Annotated in this window: 7 protein-coding genes; 2 read left to right on the top strand and 5 right to left on the bottom strand. The window is 30.5% G+C overall.

Features of this window, described 5'->3' with window-relative positions:
* From VJ881_11505 to nadE, 4 genes are all read right to left on the bottom strand, one after another.
* The coding region (locus VJ881_11505) for a sodium:solute symporter family protein (GenBank protein ID HKL76681.1) at positions 1–368 on the bottom strand (368 nt) is incomplete at its 3' end.
* 2 nt (positions 369–370) lie between these two features.
* Complete coding sequence (locus VJ881_11500) at positions 371–568, bottom strand: hypothetical protein (GenBank protein HKL76680.1); 198 nt, start codon at positions 566–568, stop codon at positions 371–373.
* A 114-nt stretch (positions 569–682) separates the two neighbouring features.
* On the bottom strand, positions 683–1,210 hold the full coding sequence (locus tag VJ881_11495) for a transcription repressor NadR (GenBank protein HKL76679.1): 528 nt from the start codon (positions 1,208–1,210) through the stop codon (positions 683–685).
* 6 nt (positions 1,211–1,216) lie between these two features.
* The gene (gene nadE / locus VJ881_11490) at positions 1,217–1,975 is read right to left on the bottom strand and encodes an NAD(+) synthase (protein HKL76678.1); all 759 of its coding nucleotides are present in this window, start codon (positions 1,973–1,975) and stop codon (positions 1,217–1,219) included.
* A gap of 411 nt (positions 1,976–2,386) precedes the next feature.
* Here nadE and VJ881_11485 point away from each other — a divergent pair, with 411 nt between their 5' ends.
* Positions 2,387–3,907 carry an AbgT family transporter gene (locus tag VJ881_11485; GenBank protein HKL76677.1) on the top strand — a complete coding sequence of 507 codons (1,521 nt, stop codon included), beginning with the start codon at positions 2,387–2,389 and terminating at the stop codon, positions 3,905–3,907.
* A 61-nt stretch (positions 3,908–3,968) separates the two neighbouring features.
* Here VJ881_11485 and VJ881_11480 read toward each other — a convergent pair whose 3' ends face one another.
* Positions 3,969–5,375 (bottom strand): glucose-6-phosphate isomerase, encoded by a 1,407-nt coding sequence (locus tag VJ881_11480; protein ID HKL76676.1) that lies wholly within the window; start codon positions 5,373–5,375, stop codon positions 3,969–3,971.
* Positions 5,376–5,527: 152 nt separating this feature from the next.
* Here VJ881_11480 and VJ881_11475 point away from each other — a divergent pair, with 152 nt between their 5' ends.
* Positions 5,528–6,196: a helix-turn-helix domain-containing protein gene (locus VJ881_11475; protein ID HKL76675.1), complete on the top strand. Its 669-nt coding sequence runs from the start codon at positions 5,528–5,530 to the stop codon at positions 6,194–6,196.
* Positions 6,197–6,211: the final 15 nt, after the last annotated feature.

Here is a 6,211-nt window from a genome sequence, read left to right as displayed (position 1 = left end):
ACTGCTATCCATTGATTATCATATCTATCTCCTAACATTTCATAAGGTGAAACATAATTGAATTTTTTCCCTACAAGCCAAAAACGCGGACCAAAAAAGGCAACAAGTGATAGACCGGAAAGATAAATCAACTCAAAACCTAAGGCTCCCACTCCTCCTGAATAGGTGAAACCGGCAAGACCTACCATCATAAAAGCACTATAAGTAGTAGCACTATAGGATAAAGCAGCTACAAAACCACCAGTTGACCTTCCTGAAAGAAAATATTCAATTAATCCTTTTTTCATACCTTTTCTGGCAAAATAGGCTACTATTGACCCGATAATAATATATATAAAAATTGCTATATAAACATATAAACTTGACATTACTATTCCCTCCAGTATTTTGTAATTCTAATTGTTGAAAAAATTGCTACTAAGGCAAAAACAATCCAATAAAGAAATGCTCCACTCATTGTTTCAAAATTACTTAAAAATAAATAGGGAACTATATAAGCTGATAATACCAAAATGATTAAAAATAATACCCAAAATTTCCTCAATTTAGAAAGCTCTTTTTTATCCATTATTAGCCCCCTCTCTCTTCTTTGTATTATGTAATAGTACAGAAGAATTATATATAAAAGCAAGTGTAATGTCAAGTGTCTTTACACTAAATTGAAAAATTAAAGAAATACTTGCTATTTTTCAAGCAAATATCCCTTTTCTTTTAATTCTTCTTTTATTTTTTTAATAACCTGTTCATTTAAAGCCTCAACTGTATGAAGATGAACTCCATCTGTTAAACTTGATAGTAAACTGGCATCATTTTTTTTATAATTTTTAACAAATTCCTGAACATCTGCTGGATTTTTAATCATAAGCATTCCCTTTAACTCACCATAAATAGGATGTTCAACTATTACATCTATAATTTTAGCTCCATAATTTACAATTGTCATTAACTCCTCTTCTACCTCATCATCTTCACCATGTATACAGGCAATAGTTGCTTTAATTGTATCTTTATCATTTTCTGGATAAAGATATCCCTGAGAAGTAGCTATTATTTTTTCACCTCTGGCTCGTAAAAGAGCTATATCCTGAACTATCACCTGACGACTTACTCCAAAATCTTCGGCCAGTTCAGATCCTATAATAGCACTTTTAGAGCTTTTTAATCTTTTAAATAAATTTTCTCTTCTTTCTTCAGTTTTCAAAATTATCACCTCATTTTATACTAAAGTCTGTCGAGCAGGAATAGGTATGGCTTCAGTTTTATGAGCATTTTTTTCTGCCAGTTTATCTATTCTTTTTCTTACTTCTTCACTTGCTTCACCAGTCAATATATAGTGATCAAGGTCTTTATAACTAACTCCTAATTCATTTTCATCAGTCTGTCCTTCCCATAATCCTGCAGAAGGTTTTTTATTTATAATTTTTTCTGGAATTCCAAGATGTTTGGCCAGACCTCTTACTTCAGTTTTCACCAATCTACCTAAAGGAGCAAGGTCTACCCCTCCATCACCATATTTAGTAAAATAACCTACTTTAAGTTCACTCCAGTTATCTGTTCCTATAACTAAATAATTATTTATAGAAGCATAATAATAAAGGGCTATCATTCTAAGTCTGGGTTTAATATTAGCTAAAGCCATGTCTTTATTATCTATCTTTGCTTCTTGAATTTTATCTTCTTTTAAATTCACTGCAAATTTATGATAAATGTCAGATAAATCTTTTACTTTATAATTAATATTAAATTTTTCAGCCAATAATTTGGCATCTTTTTTATCCTCTTTATTACTGTTACAGGGAAGAATTATACCAAGTGTATCTTCTTTAAACACTTTTTTACATAAAACAGCTGTAACCGCTGAATCTATTCCCCCACTAATTCCAATTACTGCTCCCTTTGCTCCTGCTTTATTTACTTTATTAGTTAACCAGGTTTTCAAACTTTTTTCTACCTCATTATATTCAAGATTATTCATTTTTTTCACCTCTTTAGTTTATTTAAAATTATTTTATCATCAAGTTAAGTTATATTCAATTATAATTATTTTATTTATTCTATGTAATTTTTGCACGAAAAATATTTCAGGTATGAATTATTTTGCAGTAATCTACAAAATTTATTTTAAACTAATAATTTAAATATAACTTTTAAACTAATAATCCATAAATAATAATAATTAAATACGAATTTATCTAATAATTATAAGATTGCTTTTTCTGGCATAAATTTTGCAGTTATATTATCTCTGCATAATAATTTCATTTTAAGATATGACTATATGTCCAGAAAGGAGGGGAGAGATCTATTTAGAGGACAGCAATAATTGTATAATTAATATTAATTTTATATTATAATTAATAATTAAAAATATTTAAGGAGGGTTTTGATGAATCCTGAAACTAAAAAAGAAGATTTAACTCTTACTGATAAAATTTTGAATGGTATTGAGAGAGTTGGTAATAAATTACCTCAACCTATAATATTATTTTTCATACTTGCTGGTTTTGTACTATTTATTTCCTGGTTTATAAGTTTATTTAATGTAGCAGTTCAACACCCTGGAACTGGAGAGACAATAAAAGCTGTAAACTTACTTTCCAAATCTGGATTGCAACGGGTTTTTACTCAAGCAGTCAATAACTTTACCCAATTTGCTCCACTCGGAGTTGTATTGGTAGCTATGTTAGGTGTTGGTATTGCAGATAAATCTGGTTTAATAACAGCTGCTCTAAAGAAATTAGTTATGGGAGCACCAGATAGATATATTACTGCAGTTGTTGTTTTTGCAGGTATTATGTCCAACCTTGCTCTTGATGCTGGTTATGTTGTTCTTGTACCTCTCGGAGCAATAATCTTTGCTGCCAAGGACAGGCATCCACTCGTTGGTCTTGCAGCAGCCTTTGCTGGTGTATCAGGTGGATTTAGTGCTAATTTAATAATCTCTGCTCTTGATCCACTCTTAGCCGGTCTATCTACTGAGGCTGCTCAGCTTATAGACAAAGGATATACAGTTGTACCTACTGCTAACTGGTATTTTATGATTGCTTCCACATTTTTAGTTACTATTGTTGGTACCTGGGTAACTGAAAAAATTGTTGCCCCTCGTTTTGGAGAATATCATGGTGAACACAGTGAAGAAATGGATAAAGTTAAACCAGAAGAAAGCAAAGGTTTAAAATCAGCCTTTATCTGGATGATTATTACTGTTTTAGGTATTGCAGTTCTCTCCCATTTTGTATTAAGAGGAGAAGATGGTAGTCTTATAAAAACTATTACTCCTTTTGTTAATGGTATGGTACCTCTTATTGCTATTTTCTTTTTCATCCCTGGTATTGCTTATGGTAAAACAGCAGGGACAATAAAAAATAGTGATGATGTAGCAGATTATTTTGAAGAAACAATGGCTGATATGGGAGGATATATTGCTTTAGCCTTTGCAGCCGGACAATTCGTTTCTTACTTTAGCTGGTCAAATCTAGGTACTATCTTAGCTATTAAAGGAGCAGACTTTTTACAGGCTATTAATTTTACAGGTTTACCTTTAATTTTAGTTTTTATCCTGGTTGCTGCTCTTATTAACATCTTTATTGGTAGTGCTACAGCTAAATGGGCAATTATGGCTCCAGTATTTGTGCCAATGCTCATGCAGTTAGATTATTCACCTGAATTTGCACAAATGGCCTATCGTATTGGAGATTCAACAACAAATATCATCTCTCCACTAATGCCCTATTTTGCAATTATTATAGCCTTTGCTAAAAAATATGATGATGAATTAGGTATTGGTACCCTTATTTCTACAATGTTACCATATTCTGTAGCCTTCTTTATCGCCTGGGCTGTTTTACTTGTAATCTGGTTTGTATTTAACTTACCAATCGGTCCTGGTGGAGCATTATTTTATTAAAAATTGTATAGTATTTAAAAACCTCCTGCTTCACATCAGTTAGCAGGAGGTTTTCTTTATTTTATATAATCCAATTTTTATCATGTTCTGGTTTTTTGTCATATTCTCTTTTCATTTCATCATACCCTTCTCTTCCCAAAACACCATAAGTATATTGTTTGCCTAACTCAACACCTGGCTGATTAAATGCATTAATATCAAAAAGTTCTCCTGTAAATGCTGTTTGTAATTCTAACATATAGATTAACTGTCCTATTGTATTTTCATTTATTTCCGGTAGAATTATTGTTTCATTTAATCTATTTCTTTCAGTAAGTGCTAACTCCGTTGCCTTCTTTTCAGTTTTGATTAATTCATTAAGGGTATGTCCACCTAGATAATTAACTCCTTCAATATCATCATAAAGAGCAGGTATTTCTACCTCATCTTCAAAATTTTCAACTTCAATAAAAGTAATTAGTTTATCATAAGGTCCTTCCATATAAAGTTGAGCCTGAGAATGCTGATCGGTTGCTCCTAAAGCTTTAACTGGAGTTGGACCTACATTTATTCTTCGATTACTGCGATTAACTTCTTTTCCTAAAGATTCAGCCCATAATTGTCGATACCAGTCAGCCATATCTTTTAGTTGATGAGCATAAGGCATCATTACCGAAATAGTTTTTCCCTGATTGTAAGCTAAATAATTTAGTAATCCATTTAAATAAGCTGGATTTTCTTTTAAATCAGAAGTGGAACATCTTTCAGCCATAGCTGCTGCACCTTTTAACAATTCCCTTATATCAATTCCACAAAAAGCAGCTGAAATGAGACCTACCGGTGTTAAAACAGAAAATCTTCCACCTACATTATCTGGAATATGAAAAGTTTTATAATTTTCTCTTTCAGCAATAATTCTCAAATAACCTGAATCTTTACTGGTTGTTGCAATAAAATGTTCAGCTAATTTATCTTCTCCTACTTCTTTCGCTACTGCTTCTCTGGCAATTAAATACTGACTCATTGTTTCAGCAGTACTACCTGATTTAGTAATAACATTAAATAAAGTTTTTTCAAGATCCAAACTATCCAGTAAAGATTGTAAACGCACTGGATCTACATTATCAGGTACAAAGAGACGAGGACTACCATTTCTCTTTTTAGAATCAAAATTATAATACGGTTTATTTAAGGCAGTTTGAAGGGCTATATTACCTAAAGCAGAACCTCCTATCCCAATTACTACAAAATTTTCATATCCCTTTCTCTTCTCAACTTCTTCTTCAATTTCAGTTATCAATTTTTCAGATTGAGCAGGCAAATCCATAAAACCCATTTCTCTATTTGCTCTATCTTCTTTTATTTTTTCGTGAATTAAATTAGTTTTTTCCTGAAAATCTATAATAACATCTTTAGAAATTCCATGCTCTTTTCCAACCATATTTTCCAACATATTATTTACATCCAATTTTATTTCTTTATTTTTCATGAAAATCCCCCTTTGTGACTCTTTTTTAGTTAACTTTAGTTAAATAAATTATACCAAAGTTTTTTAATTCTAACAAGTTTTATAATCACTCTAAAAATTGAAATAAAGAAGCTAATATGTTATTATTTTGATATTAGAAAGAGGGAAAAATTATGAAAAATGAAATTTTAAATTATATTGATAAAGGAAGATTTGAGGAAATTGTTGAATATATTATTAAGGATAAAAATCTTAATCATAAAGAAAAACTCGTATTAATAATTTTATTTAACAATGCCAAAGAAACTTTTCCTGGAAAGAAAATTTTAGCTAAAAAATCTTCACTTTCAATTAATGAAATAAATAACACATTAAATAACTTAATTGAGGACAACTGGTGTACAGAAAATATAGTTAATAATCCATCTAATAAAATAGCTACTTATTTAAAATTAACAAAAATAAAAGATAAAGATCAAACTCTCTGTCAACAAAAAGGTAGTAAAATTGCCAAAAAATGGTCTGATATTTTTGGTACCCAACAATTAACACCAGTTAATCTTGAAAAATTCATATCTTTTATAGATGATGGAATTCAGGAAGAAGTCATTATAGAAGTTATGAAATTAAGTTCTGAAAATGCGGAAGGTAATCCTGTAAATTATGCCCTAAATGTCCTACATAATTTTCTTAAAAGAAATGTTTTGACCTGGGAGGATTTCCAGGAAGAAAGGGGTGAAAGAGAAGAATATGAGCGACAAATTCAGAAAAATAATAGAGCAAAAGAAAAAAGAAAAAAGCTCCATGACATCAAAGAACTCGAAGAAAAAGGCTGGAATTAAAGAAGTTCCCAAAAA

Source organism: Halanaerobiales bacterium (assembly GCA_035270125.1).
Lineage (GTDB): Bacteria > Bacillota > Halanaerobiia > Halanaerobiales > DATFIM01 > DATFIM01.
The sequence above is the reverse complement of the archived record's forward strand: the minus strand, read 5'-3'. Positions and strand labels throughout refer to the sequence as shown.

Bases quoted from the DNA above. Each gene is read 5' to 3' on its own strand.
- VJ881_11485 (HKL76677.1), top strand. From the start codon at position 2,387: ATGAATCCTGAAACTAAAAAAGAAGATTTAACTCTTACTGATAAAATT.
- VJ881_11500 (HKL76680.1), bottom strand. From the start codon at position 568: ATGGATAAAAAAGAGCTTTCTAAATTGAGGAAATTTTGGGTATTATTT.
- VJ881_11480 (HKL76676.1), bottom strand. From the start codon at position 5,375: ATGAAAAATAAAGAAATAAAATTGGATGTAAATAATATGTTGGAAAAT.
- VJ881_11475 (HKL76675.1), top strand. From the start codon at position 5,528: ATGAAAAATGAAATTTTAAATTATATTGATAAAGGAAGATTTGAGGAA.
- nadE (HKL76678.1), bottom strand. From the start codon at position 1,975: ATGAATAATCTTGAATATAATGAGGTAGAAAAAAGTTTGAAAACCTGG.